The sequence below is a fragment of the Phaeodactylibacter sp. genome (assembly GCF_040219495.1).
Taxonomy (GTDB): Bacteria; Bacteroidota; Bacteroidia; order Chitinophagales; family Saprospiraceae; genus Phaeodactylibacter.
This window is the reverse complement of record NZ_JAVJSK010000040.1, coordinates 21097-38672: the sequence shown is the minus strand read 5'-3', so window position 1 is coordinate 38672 and position 17576 is coordinate 21097. Positions and strand designations below refer to the sequence as shown.

Genomic DNA, 17576 nt, shown 5'->3' with positions numbered 1-17576 from the left:
CTACAGGGTAGATCTAACGGATGGCACAGCCCAATCTGCATGGTCCTCAGAGGTGCATCCCGAAACAGGGCTAATCCGGCAGGTCGTTTCCCTGGAGGATGGGAGCCTGATCACTTTCGGGGAAACCTTTCAGGAAAATGGTCCAGATTGGGCAACCTTAATACAACCTGTTATTGCCAGACTTTCTCCTAGCAATGACACACAATGGGCTAATACCGTAGGCCAACCTAACGTGATCAATGGAAGAAACGGCTCCCGGGAGCTAAAACTGGTTTCGGACGGCAACATTGTGAGTGCCGGAGAGCACAGCACCTGGGTTGGAGGGTCGAAAAAGCTGGCCGGGTGGCTGTTTAAGTTTACGCCGGAGGGGGATACTCTGTGGTCCCGTTACTATCTGCCCCCCTTCGACTTGTCAGGCGAAAATGTTTCCGGGCAATTTGGCCGCTTTGGAGAGCTGCCCAATGGCGATCTGGTAGTTGGGGGAAAGTCACGCGGAGATGGGGACAGAAATTGCTGGCTGGTCCGCACCGATGCGCAAGGGTGCCCAAGCCTGGACTCCTGCGCCTATGTGATTACTTCTGAGGAGTGGACCCCACCGCTTTCCAGTTCACAGCTATCCGTCTTCCCCAATCCCGCCTCCCGCCACCTCACCGTCGCCTGGGCGGGCGCAGCGCCCACAGGCACCGGCTACTTCACCCTTTACAATATGCAGGGGCAGACAGTATGGTCAGTAACAAAACCATCTTCGCAAAAGATGCCGCTGCAGTTGCCGGAGCTGCCACCGGGTGTCTATGCCCTGCGCGTGGAAGTGAAGGGCCAGGCTTGGGTGGAAAGGGTGGTGGTTCGGTAACGGGCTTAGGCGCGGGGTTCTTGTGCTGTCCCTCCTTTGCCTATTGGCTACGGCCGGGCAAAAGGTGCTGTGGTTTTATGGTGCTCCCGGCTTCCCAGGCTGGTCAAAATGGCGCGTCTAAGCCAGTTAGGGTGTACTTTAAGCCCAAGCCACCCCCGTGAGTACGCCCTAACTTTCACTTTGGCTAAGGTGTACTTTATGCCCAAGCCACTCCTCCGGAGTACGCCCTAACTTTCACTGTCGAAATTTTTCTTTGCATAGCCTGGCGCCTCCCGCTTACCCCGCCCGATAATACGAAGGCGCTACCCCAAACTTTTTCTTAAACGCCTTGGTAAACGAGCGCCGGTCAGAAAAGCCCAGCTCACTTGCCACATGGCTGAGGTTACCGCCCTCCTGCACGAGCCGGGAGGCCTTGTGGAGGCGCAGCTCCAGCACCTGTTGGTAGGGGGTAATACCAAAGGCTTGCTTGTAGGTGCGCAGCAGGTGGAACTTGGAAAGCAGAGCCGCTTTAGCCAGTTCCTCCAGTTGGATGTCATTGCAGTAGTTATCGAAAATAAACTGCCGCGCAGCGCAAAGGCGGCGGTACAATTCTTCCCGTGTCGACCGCCGCGTACAATCTATACCCCGCATCTCCTGCTCGGTACGCCAGTGCGTGCGCAAGAGCGCAGTAGCCACGTCAAAAAACACCTGATTGAAATCCAACTGCTCATGGGCGACGAGGGCCGGGCGCAATTGCTCCAGATAGCGGCCGAGTTTATTCTCATCGGTCCGGTAAATCTTTTCCAGAAAGTGCGGTGCCTTATTATTGGATTTAGGCGCCGGGTGGTCCAGCAGGTCCTCTACAGAGCGCGATAAGCCCGAGGCGGCTTCCTGAATCAAGCGCGGGCTCAGGTAAAAGCAGAAGCCTTCCACCGGAGTAGGATTACGGATAAAACAGTCGAAGGTTTGATGCCGGTTGACCAGCAAATATGATCCCCGCTGTAGGCTGACTTGCTGGTTTTTGAACAAGTAGCGTTCCGTGCCGATGTGCCCAAGCTTGATGGATAAGCCGGAATCGGTGACCGATTTTTCAAAGTCCCGGAGCCGGGAGTGGATAATGATATCGTCAAAGTTGAGGGGCGTATGCCGCAACTGTTCAGACATATGAATGAGCGGTTGACGGGCGGGTATCTCATTACCTGTTAATGGCGCCATACGGACTACTTTTTAGTGTTTTACCGGCATTAACCAGCACTAATACCGCCGTGGCAGGTACTACGGGCAGTCTTTTATTGTGACAGGATGGGTAACGTAGCCAATTGAAACTGTGCTGAGTTATCATCAGTGCTTTGTCGGGCATAACTTAACGGGGAATCTGTAGGATCTTATTCCGCTCTTCAAGCTTTACAAAACATCAGCTAAATATTGGGAAAAACGACGACTTACCAGGAATTTATCTATTAAGGCCTCCTTTTTACCGACGAAGAAGGGCAGCTTGGGCATGCCACCAAAAAAAATGCCGCTTTTGAAGATCAGGGTCTCCAAAAGCGGCGCCGAAAGTCCAGCTAAAACAAGCTCCTACTGTACCACCACAAAGGTAGTCTGCACCCGGTTATCTGCCAGAATGCGCAGTACATAGCTGCCAGCAGGCAGGTCCAGGTCAAGGGCTTCCCCGTGCCAGCCGAAACTGCGCTGCCCCAGGTTTTCCTGATGTACGATTTGCCCCTGCAGGTTGACGACCTCCATTTGCACCTCGGCGGCCTTAGGCAGGTCGTAGCTCACGAGCAGCTCGCCGGCAGTGGGGTTGGGCGCAACCCGGAGGTCAAAGCCATCGGCTACGGCCTCGTTCTGTGTAGAAGTGGGTGTCTCCAGTGGTTCCGTTGTGTACAGCCGGTACTCTCCGGCCTCTAGCGGCAGCAGCTGATTGGGCGTAATCACTTGGAAGGTTTCGCCAGTGAAATACTCATACCAGGTGCCCGTCTGTGTGAAGACTTGGGATAAACTTTGATCGGTGACGCCAAAGTTGGCCACCGCAACGGCGTCCATACTTTCGTGGCGCAACTTGATTTTCTTAGCGGCAGGTGCCAGGTCGTACTCAATGTCATCGGTGTGGAAGACATCGTAGGCTTGTGTGACCAGAATCAGATCGCTCATGGTTTCGTAGAGGTCACGCCGGCCTTCTTCTTCCAGGAAGTCCCAGCGGATCGGCTTGGGGCCTGTCCGGCAATCCTGATTGATGCTGCCGTCTTCGCAGTAATTGATTGAGAAGTCATAGCCCAGCTCCCCAAACTGCCAAAGCATCTTAGGGCCGGGGATGGTATAGAACATTGTGGCACCAGCGGCAACCCGGTCCAGAGCCGTTTCCAGCTCTCTCACGTTGTAGTCGCCCTGTGAACTACCGAACTCCAGGGCCTCGTACACCAGGCGCTCCTCATCGTGGCTTTCCATATAGGAGACGATGCCGGGCACATCCCAGCCCCGGTGGGTATAGGAGGCCTCGGAAAGGTTGGACCCAAAGCCGAGCACGGCATTTTTGTACTGAGGTTGCATATTGTTCCACATCAGCATACCTTCTCCGTAGGTAGCCATTTCCACTTCCTCTGCCCAGTCGCCCAGGTGCTCCATAATGGCATAAGATCCCGGCGAGGCATTCCACATTTCATCGGCATAGTCCTTGATGATGACCAGGCGGGAAGCGTCGTAAGCACTCCAGGCACCAACATCGGTGGTTTCCACTTGCGTAAAGCCTTTGGACAGGTCGAAGCGGAAGCCGTCCACCCGCATTTCTTCCAGCCAGTAGCGCATCGTGCGCTTGACATACTCCCGGGTGTGCGGACTCTCGTGGTTGAAATCGTAGCCCACGTTGAAGGGGTGTTTGGCGAATTCATTCAGCCAGGGGTTGTCGGGGGTGGGGCGGAAGTTATTCCCGTCCCAGTAGAGTTGGCAGAGTGGACTTTGGCTAAAGGCATGATTGTACACCACATCGATAATTACGGCCAGCCCGCGTTGGTGGCAAACATCCACAAAACGCTTAAATTCATAAATCGGACCGTAGTACTTGTCCAGCGCCATGTGGAAGGACGGATTGTAGCCCCAGCTGATATTGCCTTCAAATTCATTGACCGGCATTAGCTCAATGGCGTTGATACCCAGGCGCTTGAGATAGTCGAGGGTGTCGATGAGGTCGGTGTAGCTATGGCTTTCCAGGAAGTCGCGTACCAGCAGTTCGTACACCACCAGCCGCTCTTTAGGCGGGCGCTCGAAGTTGTCCATTTGCCAGTCGTATTCTGCCACCTGCGGGTCTACCAGGGATACAATGCCCTGTGCATTATCCGGATAAGCGGGCAGGTCGGGATAAACGTCTTCGGAGATAAACGGATCATTGCCGGGGTCCAGCACAATAGTGCTATAAGGATCAGCTATGCGGATGCTGCCATCAATCAGATACTGGAAAGAATACTGGCCATCGGGGTCCAGCCCGTCGATTTCTATCCACCAGTTGCCGGAGGCCGAGGGCGTCATTTGGTACTCCGTCAGCGGCCGGTAATCGTTGAAGCTGCCGAGTACAAAAGCGTGCTCTTTGTTGGGCGCAAACAGGTTGAGGCGGAGCGTGCCTGCTTCGAAAGTGATACCCGGCTCGAGCCCGGCCGGTACTTCCTCAGGGGCGATATCCAGGGGTACGGCGTAGGCGAAGTCGAGCACGGTGCTCTCCTCCCCGTTATCGATCATGATTTCCACCAGATGGGTGCCGGCTTCGCCAGCCACGAGGTTGTACTCGAGGAGGGCAGTCGTTTCGGAAACCAGCTCTTCCCCATTGTCTGTGACGGTTATCGTCGCTTCTTCAGAAACTGCGACCCGCACGGGGATAAGCTCTCCGGTTTGTGCAATGATGGCATTGCTGGCCGGGCTTTGGATTACGGCAGCGAAGCCTACGCCCCCTTCAAAAAGGTCGAGATAAATATCACCGCCACCGGTAGCGCGACCGGTTTGGTTACCGTCGGCATTGCGGAAGACGAATGCGATTTGCGCTACCGTCTCACTGCCCGGTACGTTGTAGTAGGCATTGACAGAAGGGGAAAAGGTGTAGCTGTAGAGGTTGTCTTCACCGGGCACCGGTGTCATTTGCCAGGCTTCATTGGCTACGCCCCAGGTAGTTGGCACGTAGCGCCAGTCTGCCGGGCTTGAGCTTAGATTGGTGACGACGCCGGTGTGCAGGTACACGTCGCACCCGCAGTTTTCGAGGCCTCCGTTGCCTTCCGCGGCATTGAAGAAGACCGTGACTTCATCTTCCGGTGTTGGGAATGCCGGGTCACTGTAAACTACCTGTGCCTGAAGTACAGGTAAAGCAAGCCCAATGAGCAGGAGCGGCAAAATAGATTTGAGCATGGTTGTCATTTTCTTTACGATTATTGTGGGATATGGTATTTGCTCTATCCAACAGGATAGTAAGGCTATCAAAAGTACACAAATCCTGGGACGCCTGCGCGCCGGATTTGACTAAATGCGGACAAATGCCGAGTGCTACAGGATTATACGGGGAACCCCAGGTGCAAAATCCGTCCACCGGTCTGATTGATCGGGCTCACGCTTTTACCAATGACCACCCCATCCTGAGGGGCGGCATAACGCTTGATAAAGTCCCCAAAAATATTGCGCAGGGTCGCTACTTCCTGCCCGGCTGTCACGCGGTCAGTTAAGCCTGGCTGCACGGTCAGGATTCCACCGGTGTCGGTATAAAGCCAGCTGGAGTCTTTGCACATAATGGCCTGCTCTTCCGGCTGATCCAGGGCTTCGTCTGTCATGCCGAGGTCCGCCAGCAGGTTGTGAATACCAGTCAGGCCCGATCGGATATGCCCTTTCTGAAAAGTATTGGGATTCCCGACCTCGAGGGTGATAGCGTGAATGCCTAATTCGTCTGCTGCCCCCCGGAGTGTACCATCGGAAGGTGGATTGTGGACGATAATCTGTGCGTTTTGCAGCAAGGCCATGCGCCGGGTCGTTTCATTGTCCATGTCTGCCCGGATGTAGTAAGAATTGACCCGCCCAAAACTGGCGGTATGTAAATCGATGAGGTAGTCAAATTTGGCAACAATCCAATTGATGATGCGGTAGGCATACACTTGGCTTACATTACCGTCTTCTTTACCCGGCATGATGTGGTTGAGGTCTGTACCGTCTATGAAACGCCGTTTTTTGCGCAACAAGCTCGGGAGGTTGACCACAGGCACCCCCACGATAGTACCTTTGAGCTCCCGGGCGTCAATTTCCCGGAAGAGGCGCTGTATGACCGGGATGCCGTTGAGCTCATTGCCGTGCACCGCGGCGGTCAGGCCAACTACAGGGCCGTCTTCTTTGCCTTTGGCTACTATGACGGGGATGAAAACAGGCATGCCCATGCCATCAGTGACAAGGTGCAGCCAAAATCGCTGTAGAGTCCCGTGGGGTATTGCTTCCAGGTCCAGCTCCCGGATTACCGGTGCATCATCGGGCAGGGCAGAATAAGTGGATTCCATATACTTTTGTTTGCTGAATGAAAAAGAGGCTGCAAAGGTACCCCAAAGCATAAAAAAAATTGCCCCGTAAATGTTCTTTATTTACGGGGCGAATGGGAAGTCCAAAATACGCAAAACAACCGGTATCTGCGTGGTTAGGTCAGGTGTAAGTGCCTACCCTTTCCGTTGGGGGCGTAAGCTTTAAGGGCTCGCGCCTTGAGCTGATAAACCGAACGGTACGCTTCCGGATTGTTCAGGAAAGCATCGACATCGTCTTTTAGGCCGGCGTCGAGCAGTGCGGCAAGCGGCTGCTTCACCTGCCAGATGAGGGGCAGTGCCTCGCGCAGCTTGAGGTCCCAGTTTTTGTAGTACAGGTCAAAATCTTCAGGCCTGAGCTGTCCCCGGCAGCAGTCGTGGGCGCACTGCAGGTCCATAGACTGAGTCAGGTTGAACAAGGCGTACTCATCAGTAATTTCCTCACCGGGCTGAATATCGCGGATGGCCATTTCGAAGCCGTAGCCGGTGCTCATCGTGTTACAGTTGCAGCAGTGATTGACGTACTTGGCGAAGTCCCAGCTGACGATGCGGTAGCCGCGCTCATCGGTGTAGGAATACTTCTCAATAGCGGTTTGCATTTCGGGATTATGATTCCGGTAGGCGTCCGGGCTGATTTCCATCTCCAGGCTGTCCTTAACATAAGTAATCGTGCCTTTGGGTAGAAACTGAGTCGCAAATACACCATAGCCTTTGTGATCGTCGATGTATTGCAGTTGGGTGTGTGGATGGATCATGTTAGAAAAATTGAACCTCGTCTTTGAGCCAGCCGGTGATGCTGCACCGTTCCCGGTGCGCGACTTCCACCTCGTGCTCAATGGCATGGCTTTCGAATAAAATTAAACGGCCGGCTTCCGGTAGTACCGTGATGGTGTTTTCTGTACCGTCTTCCCGGGGCAGGTAGAGTTTCAGGGCGCCGCCATCCGCTGTAACCCAGTTAGGGTTGAGGTAGCAAATAGCGGATAACTTGCGGGACTGAGCGTGCTGGAATACATCGAGGTGACGTTTGTAAAAACCGCCCGGCTGGTACACTGCAAAGTGCATCTCCAGGTCGCGAATACCCAGATAGCAAGTCCGGTTCAGGTAACGGATGAGTGCCTGCAGGCGCTCAAAGTATGGAATACAGGATACTGGCGGTTCAGCATGATTGACCCATCGGATATAGTCCCGTCGGATATTGCGGTTGCGCTGAAAGCCAGCTCCCTGCCCAATACCGGCCGGGCTGAAACTACCGTTTGCTTCTTCGGCGTGAATGGCTTGCAGGATGCTGTCGACTTCTGCTGCACTCAGGAACCCATCAATAATGGAGTACCCTTGTTCGGCAATTTCGAGGGCGGCCTGTTCATAGATAGCCTCCTGAAGAAGCAGTGTTACTTTGGTCATAGGGTTGTTTTTTAGCGTTTATTAATAAACGCTATTGCAGATTGACTTCTTCGCTCAGCCAGTACTGCGCATGTTTGTATTTAGGGGGCTTGGTAGCCTTGGCGGCTTTTTTAGGCCGTGGCGCCTCCTCATTTGGGGCGGCATGTTGCTTTGGTCGCCTTTTGTCTGTGGATTTACCTTTTCTGCTCATTTGTTTTTTTGAGCAAAAAAGCGTTTAAATTCTGAATAAAAACTGAATTTTGTGCCTGGCAATAAAAAATTATGCATCTTTTACTTATCGGCTTAGAATCCGCCCCTCTTACGGCGCTTCAACGCTACCTCAAAAGGCAGGGCTCAAAATGCGAGGTAGCCATTCAGGTCAGAGCGGCGGTACAGAAAGTGCTGCAGGTAGAGTATGACGCAGTAGTAGCCCTGGAACCACTGGAGGGCAGCAGTGCCCTGCGTTTAGGGCAGCTGATCCGGCAGCAGGATGTATACGCCGGGCTGCTCCTCCTCACGCCTTCCACGGAATCTCTCTACCGGATTGAGGCACTGTCGGCTGGATACGATGACGTGCTGTCCCTGCCTTATGATTTGGCGGAAGCCTACGCCCGCCTGAAAGCGATTGTCCGCCGCCGCATAGGCGTATATCAGCAGGAACTGAGACTAGGCGTGCTGATCATCCGGCCTGATGAGTTTGCCATCTTTATCAATGAGCAGCGGTTGGAGCTCACCAAAAAAGAGTACAGCATTCTATTTTTCCTGGCCCGCAACCGCAATCGCGTGGTTAGCAAAGATCAACTGATTGATTACCTTTGGGGAGAAGCAGCAGAGGAAACGGAGGGGTACGACTTTCTGTATGCCCACCTGAAAAACCTGCGCCGTAAGCTAAAGGCAAACGGTGCGCCTGATCTCATTGAGACCCTGTATGGGGTGGGGTATATCCTGCGGGCTAATTAAGAGCTTATTGGGATTTTGCTTTTGGAGCGAATGTAGCCAAATTTTGTTCTGATCTAGGCGTAATGCATTCAAGAATGGGATTAAAGGGGTCCCATTCCTGAATCACATAGCCTTAGCCACGTGACCAACCTGTCCGTGTCCCGTCGCCTATGGGCTTTGGCCACCGGAGACCGTACAAGACTATGGCAGGCGGGAGAGCAACGAAGAGCAGGACGAAATTTGGCAAGAGCAGCCCGAAGTGTAAAATCTCAACAAGCTCTAATTCCGGGCGGTGCTCAACAAGGTCGGTTCACCGCCCGTTACATCGAAGTACAACAATCAAACTATGGAAGTCGCAACAAAGAAAATAGAACTCCGCAACCTTACCCTCAATGACTATATCGGCCTCAAAGAGGCGATGATTCAAGCCTACTCGGGGGGTGGGGTGACGCACTGGAATAAAGCAGCTATCGAAAAACTGCTCAAGGTTTTCCCGGAAGGGCAGCTTTGTGTGGTAGTAGATGAAAAAGTAGCGGCTTGCGCTTTGTCTCTCATCGTCAATTACAGCAAGTACGGAGATAAGCATACCTACGATCAAATCACCGGTAATGAGACCTTCAATACCCATGACGAAAAAGGCGATGTGCTCTATGGTATTGAGCTGTTTGTACACCCGGAGTTCCGCGGCATGCGCCTGGGGCGGCGGCTGTACGATGCCCGTAAGGAGCTCTGCGAGTCTCTGAACCTGCGGTCCATTATTGCCGGAGGGCGTATTCCCAAATATCGCGAATATGCTGACGAGCTAACCCCCCGGGAATACATCAACCGGGTGAAGATGAAGGAAATCTACGACCCCACCCTTACCTTTCAGCTGTCGAACGACTTCCACGTCCGTAAAATTATTCAAAATTACCTGCCGGAAGATAAAGCCTCAAAGGAGTACGCCACCCTGCTGGAGTGGAACAACATCTATTTTCAGGAAGAAGAAAAACTGATCAACGTTCCTAAGTCGGATGTGCGTATCGGTATCGTACAGTGGCAGATGCGCCTCTTCCCCAACTTCGATGCCCTCATCCGGCAAGTGGAGTACTTTGTGGATGCGGTGAGCGATTATCAATCTGACTTCATTCTCTTCCCGGAGTTTTTTGAGGCGCCCCTCATGGCTGACTATAACCACCTGGGCGAGGCGCGGGCTATCCGGGAGCTGGCGGGTTATACCAACGCTTTGCGCGAAAAATTCACGGAGTTTGCGGTCAGCTACAACGTCAACATCATCACCGGCAGTATGCCCAAGGTCGAAGCGGACGGGCATTTGTACAACGTGTCCTACCTCTGCCGCCGCGATGGCACCTGGGAAAAGTACCAGAAAGTGCACATCACGCCCTCCGAGCGGGATGCCTGGGGGATGAAGGGCGGCAGTGAGCTGAAGGTTTTTGATACGGATTGCGGCAAAGTGGGTATTCTCATCTGCTACGATGTGGAGTTCCCGGAGCTGGCGCGGATTTACGCTGATCAGGGCATGCAATTGCTCTTTGTACCTTTCCTGACGGATACGCAGAATGGCTACAACCGCGTCCGCCTTTGTGCACAGGCCCGCGCTGTTGAGAACGAGTGCTACGTCATTATTGCCGGGGCGGTCGGTAACCTGCCCCGCGTCAACAATATGGACATCAACTATGCACAGTCGGCGATTTTCACGCCCTCCGATTTTGCATTCCCTACTAATGCGATCCGCTCCGAGGCTACGCCCAATACTGAGATGACGGTGATTGCTGATGTCAACCTCGAGCTCCTCAAGGAATTGCACGAATACGGTAGCGTAAACACCCTCAAAGACCGGCGCACGGACTTGTACGAGGTAAAACTGAAAAAGTAATGAGCCTGAAAAAAGGAGAAGACAAGCAGTTTGACGAGGATGTGCTGCGCCACTACGGGGTTAATCCGGCCTACGTGCACGAGTTGTACTTCCTGCAGGTGGAGCTGCTGAAGTTGCAAAAGCATATTCATGAGCAGGGACAGCGGCTCGCGATCTTGTTTGAAGGACGGGATACGGCCGGCAAGGGGAGTTCGATTGCCCGCTTTTCCCAGTTTCTCAACCCGCGCCACTACCGCATCGTGGCATTGGGCAAACCTACACTGGAAGAGCAGGGGCAGTGGTACTTTCAGCGTTACATCCGGCAACTGCCTAATGCCGGAGAGATGGTCTTCTTTGACCGCAGCTGGTACAACCGGGCGGTGGTGGAGCCCGTCATGGGCTTTTGCACACCGGCGCAATACGAGCTGTTCATGCAGCAGGTCAATACCGTAGAGCGCATGCTCACCGATGATGGCATCACCCTGGTCAAGTTTTGGTTTTCCATTGATGCCGAAGTACAGCGCAGCCGCATCGAAGACCGCCTGACGAGCCCGCTCAAGCAGTGGAAAGTCAGCCCGGTCGACCTGCTGGCTCAGGAGAAATGGGACGCCTTTACGGCTTATAAAGCCCGTATGTATGAGCAAACCTCTACCGAAGCCAATCCCTGGTTTATTGTGAAAGGCAATGAGCGGGAGCGTGCCCGTATCGCGGCTATGCGGCATGTCCTTTACCGTTTGGACTATGCCGGGAAGACGGAAAAACTGCAATCGCCTCCGGCGGAGATCCTGTGGCAGCACGGCTAACCTGAAAAGTTTCCATCAGCTACCGCCTGGCTCTTTTCGGGTTTTGCACTGAGCGCTTACCTGCATATGTCCTTGAAAATCCGTAACTTGAATAGTCAAATACGGTAATGATGAAAAAAATATACCTTCTGGCCCTACTCCTGGCAATAAGTCAGTATGCCTGCACGGACTTACAGGAAGACCTTGTGGGCGAGCTCACTGAAGAGCTGTCCATCGAGGGAAATGGCAGCACCTATGATTGTGCCTGTTACGACCCACTACAATTGGTTTATGGAGGACTGCGCAACACAGGCACGGCATACCACGGAGGCTATTTCACGCTGCAGGAGCTTACTTCTGATGAAATGGTGGTGGCTGTAAAGGGGAGCGACTGGTACGATGGGGGGACTTTGATCGACCTGCATCAACATACCTACGACCCGGACCATCCATTCATTGCAAATACTTTTCGGCAATTGTACAGCGCTATAGAGGAAATAAATGAAATGTTGGATCATGGGCATTTGGAAGCGGATGAGATAGCACAGCTCAAAGGTATGCGGGCTTATTTTTACTGGCGGCTTCTGGATCTTTTCGGCAGGGTGAAGATTGTGACGGAGCAAAGTCCGGACCCGCCCCAGGCCACCCGGGAGGAGGTTTTTAATTTTGTGGAACAGGAACTACTGACTGTATTGGGTATACCAGAGGTCAGTACGGGCATGGATATCAGTAACAGCCCTCTTTTAGAAAAGAGTGAGGCTTATCAGCTCAACCGTTATGGTGTCTTGGGGGTATTAGCCCAACTGTACCTGAACGCCGAAGTATATACGGGGACGCCCCGGTACGAAGCTGCAAGTATAGCCGCTTCGTACATCATCGACAGCGGGCATTACCAGCTTTGTGGAGAAGGCTGCGCAGTGCCTAACCTTGGCCAGCGTCAGGGCGTACCTTCTGACCCGGAACAGCTGACCGGCTATGCGGCCGTATTCGCACCCAATAACGATGGCAATCCCGAGCACATCTTTTCCATCAATTACGATGAGCACCTTGGGTCTGGGATGAATTTCTCACAAATGGTCCTTCACCCGGCCAGCCAATTGAGCTGGCACCTACAGGAACAGCCCTGGAATGGCTACGCCACCCTTGAAGAATTCTACAACAGCTATGAGGACGCTGACCTGCGCAAAAAAGCCAGTTTCCTGACCGGGCCGCAGTTTGATTTCTCCGGCTCTGCTGTCATCGATTACACAGAAAATGACGGTGAACTTCAGCTAAATTATACACCTGCAATCAATGAGCTGCAGCCCAATGCCCACGCAAAATCAGGTGCCCGGCCCGCTAAGTTTAGCTTTAAGCTCTTTGGGCGCAGGGAAATGGACAACGACTTTCCACTTGTCCGCCTGGGGGAGGTCTACCTCATCCGGGCAGAGGCCCGCGCCCGCCTGAGCGGCAACTGGGCAGATGCCGAGCCTGATGTCAATGTATTGCGCGCCCGTGCTGGTGTTGAGCCCTACAGCGGTACGCTTACCGCGGAGGAATTTCTGGCAGAGCGAGGCCGGGAGATGTTTCAGGAGGCGATTCGCCGGACTGATCTGATCCGGTTTGGGAAGTACACCGAAGTCTGGTGGGAGAAGCCCGCCTCTGAGCCTTATCGGGAGCTCTTCCCCATTCCACGAAGTGCCATCGGGGGAGACGCTGGGATGACGCAGAATCCGGGGTACTAAGGTCTATCCCATCATCGGGCACCCCTTCTCCGCTGCCGTCTTATAAAAGAAGTTGGGCTTCAGCTCCGTGGCATCGTAAGTCCGGTGGAAGGTGGCCGTCGTTGCCGGTGAGACCGGTGGTATGAGCCAGGTCCAGTCGCCATTGACCGGGCGGCCGTGCGACTGCTCAATGCGCTCGAAGTGGGCATGCTGTTCAGCGGCGCTGTGGTGGTCCACGACTTTCACGCCTGCCTGCGCGTAGGAATGTAGTACAGCGGCGTTCAATTCCACCAACGCCCGGTCTTTCCAGAGGGTGGCATTGCGGGAGGTATCAAGGTTCATGGCTTCCGCAACTTTAGGCAGAGCGTTGTAGCGTTGCTGGTCCGCCAGGTTGCGGGCACCAATTTCCGCCCCCATGTACCAGCCATTGAAAGGCGCCGCCGAGAACCGCAGCCCGCCAATGCTCAGCCACATATCAGCAATCACAGGTACGGCGTACCATTTCAAACCCAGGCCAGTAATCCCCGACTGATGAGGATGAGCAATAGGCACTTCCAGGCACACCTCCTCCGGCCACTCAAACCAAACCGGTGGGCGGCCCGCTTCCTGTACCACGAGGGGAAGGATGTCAAATGCGGTGCCTTTGCCCTGCCAGCCCAGGCTTTCGCAAAAGCGGGTAAAGGAGGCACTGGAAGGATCACCTAAGACACTGCCGTCCGGTTGCGCGTAGCCTGCATAGCGGATAAGCTGATGATTAAGGATTTTCAGGGGCGTACGGCCCTCGTGATCGGGTGGGAAAATGGTGATCGCCGACCGGATATTCCCCTCATTGGTGGCAAAGCGCAGGTGGTCGCAGAGAAGGCGAAAGGCCGTCTCTGCATCCGTCACCCGCCGGGCATCGAACACATGCAGGCTTTTCCAGTACAACCGGCCGATGCATCGGATAGAATTGCGCCAGGCTACCCGTGCCCCGAAGGACAGCTCTGCTTCGGTGAGCTCATACGTACCTTGAGTAGCGATATCTTCCATTATATCGGTCAGCCGGTTCTGATAAGTGGATTGCGATAGCGCCTGTTCTTTCGCATACAGCTGGAGAAATGCCCGGGCTTCCTGTAGTAGCGCCGGGCTTACTTTGATAGTTGTGCTCATAGTTTGTACCCTTTGGCAGGAAAAGTGTAACGGAATAATCGCGCTCCAAGTTGAAAAGTTTATTTTTCGATTTCATAAGTTTGTCAAAGCAAAAAACTAAAACCAAATAAACCATGCAAAACCAACCGCTCATAGAGTGCGTACCCAATTTCAGCGAAGGCCGTGACCCTGCGGTACTGAAGCAAATCACCGATGCCATCGAAGCGGTGGAGGGCGTCAAACTCCTGGACGTCGACCCCGGGAAAGCGACCAACCGCACGGTCGTCACCTTTGTGGGCGCGCCGGAGCCAGTCATAGAAGCGGCTTTCCAGGCTATGAAAAAGGCCAGCGAAGTCATTGACATGTCCAAACATTCCGGTGAGCACCCCCGTATGGGCGCCACGGATGTCTGCCCGCTTATCCCCATTGCCCACATCACCATGGAAGAGGTCGCCGAATGGGCGCATAAGCTGGCCAAGCGTGCCGGTGAGGAACTGGGCATTCCCATCTACATGTACGAAAGTGCCGCGACCAAGCCCGCCTGGCGCAATCTGGCTACGGTCCGCTCTGGCGAGTACGAAGCCCTGCCCGATAAGCTGGCTAAACCGGAATGGAAGCCGGATTATGGCCCGGCAAAGTTCAATGCAACCGCCGGAGCGACGGCAGTGGGCGCCCGGGACTTTCTCATCGCTTACAACGTCAACCTCAATACCACCTCGGTACGCCGCGCCAATTCTGTTGCCTTTGATGTGCGGGAGCAGGGCCGTGTGAAGCGGGAAGGCGGTAAGGTCTCCGGTGCAGTGCTTAAGGATGAAAACGGGAATGCCCTGCGGGAACCCGGCAAGTGCAAGGGCGTAAAAGGCATCGGCTGGTACATCGAAGAGTACGGCATTGCCCAAATTTCCATGAACATTACCGATGTACGCCAAACCCCACTCCACATCGCATTCGAAGCCTGCCGCGAAAGTGCCAACCGCCGGGGGATGCGGGTGACCGGCTCCGAACTGGTCGGCCTGGTGCCCCTGCAGGTCATGCTTGATGCCGGGCATTACTTCCTGAAACAGCAGCGGCGTTCCCTGGGCGCATCCGAAGAAGAGGTGATCAAAATCGCCGTCAAGTCCATGGGCTTGGATGAGCTGGCCCCCTTCGACCCCCAACAGAAAATCATCGAATACCAACTGGCAGAAGATACCCCTACGCCACTCCTCAATATGAACCTCCGCACCTTCTCCAATGAGACGGCTTCGGAGAGCGTGGCACCGGGCGGCGGTTCGGTGGCGGCCTACGTTGGCGCTCTGGGAGCCTCTTTGGGCACGATGGTCGCCAACCTGTCTTCCCACCGCCGGGTTTGGGACGACCGCTGGGCGGAGTTTTCCGAGTGGGCGGAGCGCGGGCAGCGCATCAAGGATGGGCTGCTGGCGCTGGTAGACGAAGACACCCGCTCCTTCAACGGCATTATTGCCGCGGTGCGCCTGCCTAAAGGGACGGAAGCAGAAAAAGCCGCCCGCCACGAAGCGATGCAGGAGGCCACCAAGTATGCCACCGAAGTGCCTTTCCGCACCATGGAACTGGCTTTAGAGACTTTCGACGTGTGCAAAGCCATGGCAGAAAAAGGCAACCCCAACTCTGCCAGCGATGCCGGGGTAGGGGCGCTGTGTGCCCGGGCAGCTGTGTACGGTGCCTGGCTCAACGTCCGCATCAATGCCGGCGATATTGAGGACAAAGCCTGGGTGGAAGCCAAACTGTCGGCGGCTCAATCCATAGCTGCCAGGGCAGATGCCCTGGAGCAGGAAGTGATGGGGCTGGTGGAGCGGCATGTGACGTGATGTGACTATCACTCCACCTTCAAAAAACGCTCCGCTGCCCTGACCTTTCCGCCCTCTAAATACTGCACCACATAAGCTCCCGCTGCCCAATCTTGCACGGGCACCACTAGCGTGGCCAGGGCCTCCCGGGCCGGGATACGCTGCAAAAGCCGGCCCTGCGCATCCAGGATACGGAAAGCCCCATCGGGGGCAGGGCGGGCACCGCGCAGCTCAAAGTTGATAAAATCGCGGGCGGGGTTGGGGAAAAGGGCGAGCTGTGGCGGGGTGCCGTGCTCCGGGGCCGTGCTGTTGGGCAGGTGGCAGCCGGGCACGAGGCAGCCGTGCTCGTCGAGCTTGAGAAGCCAGCCGTAGCGCAGGGGGTGGACGCCCCCGTCACCGGGCGGGTCTATAGCGCCGCAGACGATGTAGCCGCCGTCGGGGGTGGCTTTGAGGTCCATGGGCTCTGGCATGCCGGGCTCTTCGTCAATGAGTGTAAAGTGCCGTGCCCAAAGGCTATCGCCTGCATTGGATACTTTCATGACCCACATGCCATTAAGGGGTTCTTCGGCAGACTCGAAGTCGGCAATCCGACTGACACCAAGATAGCCACTGCTGTCCGTTGCCTGAGCGATTTTCACAATAGCGTAAATGGGGCCCATTGTCCGGCCCCTAAACTCCCTGACCCACTCCATCTGCCTATCAGCATTGAGCTTGAAGAAGCAGGGGTTCCAGTCTACGCGGCCGCTGCTGCTGTTGATAGCCGTCTCCACGCCTTTACCGGTGCCGACGATGAGGCCGCCGTCAGGGGTGGGGAGGAGGGAGCGGGCGTTATCATACAAATCAACCGAAGGTGTTGAATATTGCCAGTTAATGTTTCCTTGTAAGTCAATGCTAAGCAAATAAGATTGGAAAGTGAAATTTTCAGAAACTTGCCCAAGGTTGTTTTTTCCAGAACCAATGATTATTTCTTCACCGTTCCTAATTACCTGAGACATAGGTATATTTTGAAGTGGGCCTGAGAAAACTTTGCTGTTGATAATTGCCCCAGATTCATGCAATCGGATCCAGTAGATTTCAATGTTTGCCCCTCCCGGTGCCCCGTTAACGCCGGCCAAGGCTGAAAAGGAAGTATCATTTACCGGATGTATAGAATTTGCTGCGGAAATAAAATTTTCCTCCGGGTGGAAAGGGCTAAAAAACTCTTTAGTAAAGACGGTGTCGCCGTCCAGGTTGTATTTATAAATTACCGTTTTACTGATAGAGTCGGTGGTATGGCCCATGGTCACGAAGCTGGTGTCACCTACAGCGAATAGCCCAGACCCCCATGAACGGAAAAATTTATGAGGCGAGCCCAACGGATTTTGCCAAATAATTTGCCCCTGAAGGTCTAATTTCAGAAAAAGGCAGCCAACGGTAGCTCCGCCTGTAGTGTCTGTGATAGCTCCAACTGCATAATAACAGCTATCTGTCGGCAGAATCTTTGTCATGTTCAGAAACGGGTAACCTACATCTACTCTTTTATTGAAGGTAGTCGTTTGGCCAAAGGAACAACCACACCAAAGCAGTAATACAGCCCAAATTAGTTTTTTCATATTCGGCAGGGATTTTGAGCGCCGGTTCAATGATA

Annotated in this window: 13 protein-coding genes; 6 read left to right on the top strand and 7 right to left on the bottom strand. The window is 54.3% G+C overall.

Going from position 1 to position 17576, the window contains the following annotated elements; translation table 11 throughout:
- On the top strand, positions 1 to 850 hold an 850-nt coding region (locus RIC19_RS05660), incomplete at its 5' end, for a T9SS type A sorting domain-containing protein (protein ID WP_350177322.1).
- 276 nt (positions 851 to 1126) lie between these two features.
- On the opposite strand, the gene RIC19_RS05655 is transcribed toward RIC19_RS05660, so the two are convergent.
- The 5 genes from RIC19_RS05655 to RIC19_RS05635 all read right to left on the bottom strand — a co-directional run bounded on the left by RIC19_RS05655 (position 1127) and on the right by RIC19_RS05635 (position 7758).
- Positions 1127 to 2044 carry a helix-turn-helix transcriptional regulator gene (locus RIC19_RS05655; RefSeq protein WP_350177321.1) on the bottom strand — a complete coding sequence of 306 codons (918 nt, stop codon included), beginning with the start codon at positions 2042 to 2044 and terminating at the stop codon, positions 1127 to 1129.
- Between the two features lie 363 nt (positions 2045 to 2407).
- Positions 2408 to 5215, bottom strand: coding sequence for an alpha-amylase family glycosyl hydrolase (locus tag RIC19_RS05650; RefSeq protein ID WP_350177320.1), 2808 nt, complete (start codon positions 5213 to 5215; stop codon positions 2408 to 2410).
- A gap of 143 nt (positions 5216 to 5358) precedes the next feature.
- A complete protein-coding gene (locus tag RIC19_RS05645) occupies positions 5359 to 6342 on the bottom strand; it encodes a succinylglutamate desuccinylase/aspartoacylase family protein (RefSeq protein ID WP_350177319.1) in 984 nt (327 codons plus the stop codon).
- A gap of 134 nt (positions 6343 to 6476) precedes the next feature.
- Positions 6477 to 7112, bottom strand: a complete 636-nt coding sequence (locus RIC19_RS05640; protein WP_350177318.1) for an SET domain-containing protein — start codon at positions 7110 to 7112, stop codon at positions 6477 to 6479.
- A 1-nt stretch (position 7113) separates the two neighbouring features.
- Positions 7114 to 7758, bottom strand: a complete 645-nt coding sequence (locus RIC19_RS05635; RefSeq protein WP_350177317.1) for a 2OG-Fe(II) oxygenase — start codon at positions 7756 to 7758, stop codon at positions 7114 to 7116.
- Positions 7759 to 8019: 261 nt separating this feature from the next.
- Here RIC19_RS05635 and RIC19_RS05630 point away from each other — a divergent pair, with 261 nt between their 5' ends.
- The 4 genes from RIC19_RS05630 to RIC19_RS05615 all read left to right on the top strand — a co-directional run bounded on the left by RIC19_RS05630 (position 8020) and on the right by RIC19_RS05615 (position 13037).
- Positions 8020 to 8697, top strand: a complete 678-nt coding sequence (locus RIC19_RS05630) for a response regulator transcription factor (protein WP_350177316.1) — start codon at positions 8020 to 8022, stop codon at positions 8695 to 8697.
- A gap of 325 nt (positions 8698 to 9022) precedes the next feature.
- Positions 9023 to 10552, top strand: a complete 1530-nt coding sequence (locus RIC19_RS05625; RefSeq protein ID WP_350177315.1) for a carbon-nitrogen hydrolase family protein — start codon at positions 9023 to 9025, stop codon at positions 10550 to 10552.
- The gene (gene ppk2 / locus RIC19_RS05620) at positions 10552 to 11334 is read left to right on the top strand and encodes a polyphosphate kinase 2 (RefSeq protein WP_350177314.1); all 783 of its coding nucleotides are present in this window, start codon (positions 10552 to 10554) and stop codon (positions 11332 to 11334) included. Before RIC19_RS05625 ends, ppk2 begins: the two co-directional genes overlap by 1 nt.
- A 107-nt stretch (positions 11335 to 11441) precedes the next feature.
- Complete coding sequence (locus RIC19_RS05615; protein ID WP_350177313.1) at positions 11442 to 13037, top strand: RagB/SusD family nutrient uptake outer membrane protein; 1596 nt, start codon at positions 11442 to 11444, stop codon at positions 13035 to 13037.
- A 3-nt stretch (positions 13038 to 13040) separates the two neighbouring features.
- Here RIC19_RS05615 and RIC19_RS05610 read toward each other — a convergent pair whose 3' ends face one another.
- Positions 13041 to 14165 (bottom strand): nitric oxide synthase oxygenase, encoded by a 1125-nt coding sequence (locus RIC19_RS05610; RefSeq protein ID WP_350177312.1) that lies wholly within the window; start codon positions 14163 to 14165, stop codon positions 13041 to 13043.
- Positions 14166 to 14278: 113 nt separating this feature from the next.
- Here RIC19_RS05610 and ftcD point away from each other — a divergent pair, with 113 nt between their 5' ends.
- Positions 14279 to 15970, top strand: a complete 1692-nt coding sequence (ftcD, locus tag RIC19_RS05605) for a glutamate formimidoyltransferase (RefSeq protein ID WP_350177311.1) — start codon at positions 14279 to 14281, stop codon at positions 15968 to 15970.
- Positions 15971 to 15978: 8 nt separating this feature from the next.
- Here the strand turns inward: ftcD and RIC19_RS05600 are convergent, their stop codons facing one another.
- Positions 15979 to 17541 carry a T9SS type A sorting domain-containing protein gene (locus RIC19_RS05600; RefSeq protein WP_350177310.1) on the bottom strand — a complete coding sequence of 521 codons (1563 nt, stop codon included), beginning with the start codon at positions 17539 to 17541 and terminating at the stop codon, positions 15979 to 15981.
- Positions 17542 to 17576 lie beyond the last annotated feature (35 nt).